This is a genomic window from Thermoanaerobaculia bacterium, assembly GCA_035717485.1.
GTDB lineage: Bacteria > Acidobacteriota > Thermoanaerobaculia > UBA5066 > DATFVB01 > DATFVB01.
Window position 1 is genome coordinate 1 of the sequence record DASTIQ010000053.1, and the last position, 2,332, is coordinate 2,332.

Annotated in this window: 2 protein-coding genes; one reads left to right on the forward strand and one right to left on the reverse strand. The window is 70.7% G+C overall.

Translation table 11 applies throughout. The features are described 5' to 3' along the window. Positions 1-1,882, forward strand: a 1,882-nt coding sequence (locus tag VFS34_02765; protein ID HET9793358.1) for a hypothetical protein, incomplete at its 5' end; no start/stop codon positions are given. Positions 1,883-1,901: 19 nt separating this feature from the next. Here the strand turns inward: VFS34_02765 and VFS34_02770 are convergent. Next, a complete protein-coding gene (locus tag VFS34_02770; protein HET9793359.1) occupies positions 1,902-2,282 on the reverse strand; it encodes an ACT domain-containing protein in 381 nt (126 codons plus the stop codon). Positions 2,283-2,332 lie beyond the last annotated feature (50 nt).

The following is a 2,332-nucleotide window of genomic DNA, read 5'->3' on the forward strand; positions in this document are numbered from 1 at the left end:
CGCCGACACGATGTCCGCGATCCTGAAGGAGGACCCTCCGGACCTCTCGGAGACGAACCGTTCCGTCCCGCCGGGCCTGGAGCGTCTCGTCCGGCGGTGCCTCGAGAAGAACCCGCCGCAGCGCTTCCAGTCGGCGAGCGATCTCGCCTACGAGCTCGAGTCGATGACCGGCGCCTCGTCGACGCCCGTCGCGGCCCGGTCGGGACGGTCGTGGAGCGTCCGGCGCGCCGCGATCCCCGGGCTCGTCGCCGCGGCGGTCGTCGCGGCCTTCGCCGCGGGCCGGCTCCTCCGCGCGCCGCGCGCCACCGTGCCCTCGTTCGTCCGCGTGACGTTCCGCCGCGGCAACATCGGCCTCGCGCGGTTCGCGCCCGACGGCGAGACCGTCGTCTACGGCGCGTCCTGGGAGGGCGCGCCCGTCGCCGTCTTCTCGAGCCGGATCGGCAACCCCGAATCGACGCCGCTCGGCTATGCGAAGGCGAACCTCGCGGCGATCTCCTCGACCGGCGAGCTCGCACTGTCGCTCCGCGAGCAGAGCCTCTCCGGGACCGCGGGCGTCGGTACGCTCGCCCGCGCTCCGATCGGCGGGGGCCTCCCGCGCCCGATCCTCGACTTCGTGGACGCCGCCGACTTTGCCCCGGACGGCAAGGACCTCGCGATCGTCCGCATCCTCGGCGCACGAAGCCGCCTCGAATACCCGATCGGAAAGGTCCTCTATTCGACGGCGCTGCATCTCGATTCGCCGCGCTTCTCGCCCGGCGGGGACCGGATCGCGCTCCTGGAGCAGAGCCCCGCCGGGAGCTCGATCGTCGTCGCCGACCGGAACGGGAAGTCGGCGCGGCTCCCCGGAACGTGGCAGGGCATCGCCTCTCTCGCCTGGGACTCGTCGGGCAGCGCGATCTGGTTGGCGGCGTCGGGCGAGCACGGCGACAGCACGATCTACCGGGTCGACCTCCGCGGTCGGCCGACGCCCCTCGTTTCGATTCCGGACGGATCGATCGTCCACGACGTCGCGCGCGACGGACGGATCCTTCTCGAGCGGTATCACCCGCGGCGCGCGATCATGGCGCGTCCGCCGGGAGCGGATTCCGAAAGAGACCTGAGCTGGTTCGATCTTTCCGACCTCACGGACATGTCTCCCGACGGCACGACCGTTCTGTTCACGGAACGGTCTGCCGCGGGAGGGAAGCCGGGCAGCTTCTTCCTCCGGAAGACCGACGGTTCCGCGGCGGTCAAGCTCGGCGACGGGGTCGCCTACGACCTCTCCCCGGACGGGCGCTGGGTGCTCGCCCGTCCGGAAGGGTCGCCGGGGCTCGCGCTCGTCCCGACCGGGACCGGCACGCCCGTTTCGCTCCCGCGTGGAGAAATCGAGTTGTTCGGCGCCGCGGGGTTCTTCCCCGACGGAAAGCGGATCTTCGTTGTCGGAGCGCCCGCGGGGAACCTTCCCCGCTGGTACCTCCAGGACCTGCCGAACGGAACCCCGCGGCGGTTCAACGCCGAAGGGTACGGATCGTCGGGAAAACCGATCTCGCCGGACGGGAGGCAGGTCGTCGTCTATCGCGACTGGCAGGAGGATCTCTCGATCCTCCCCTTCGACGGCGGGCCCTCCCGCCCGATCCCGAACACGAAGCAGATGGACCCGGTGGGATGGACGAACGACGGCCGATCGATCTACGCGGTCGAGAGCAACAGCGCCCCGGCGCGGATCTTCCGGGTCGACGTCGCGACCGGGAGTCGAGCTCCGTTCCTGACGCTCGCCCCGGCCGGAGTTCCGACGGTGACCCGCATCTTCAATCCCCGCATCGCCTCCGACGGGAAGAGCTACGCGTACGGCTACAGCACCGCGACCTCGTCGGACCTCTACCTCGTCCAGGTTCCCCGCTGAGGCGCGATTTCGGCAGCGCTCAACGGACGCGCCCCGCCGTCGCGAGCACGTCGATCGCCCGCTCGAGATCGGTCCGTTTCATGAGCACGTAGTCCGTGTCGAACGTGCTGACGGCGAAGACGGAGATCCCGGCGCGAGCGAGCGGCGAGAGAAAAGCCTGGAGAACGCCGATCGCGTCGAACGGAAACGGTCCGGCGAGTTTCACCATCGCCCAGCCGCGCTCGGCGCGGACTCCTTCCGGGACGGACGATTCGGCGCAGACGATCGAGAGCTCGTCTCGAGTGCGGGTGATCGACGAGAACGCGCCGGCTCGCGCCCACTCCGGGAGCGGATCGGAGGGGCCGAGCCGCGCGACGGCCCAGTTCCCCTCCTCGACCGTCCAGCCGGGAATCTCAGTCAAACTCGAATCCGGGCTCGCGCTGCTCCGGACCGACGCGGCCGGCCTCGATC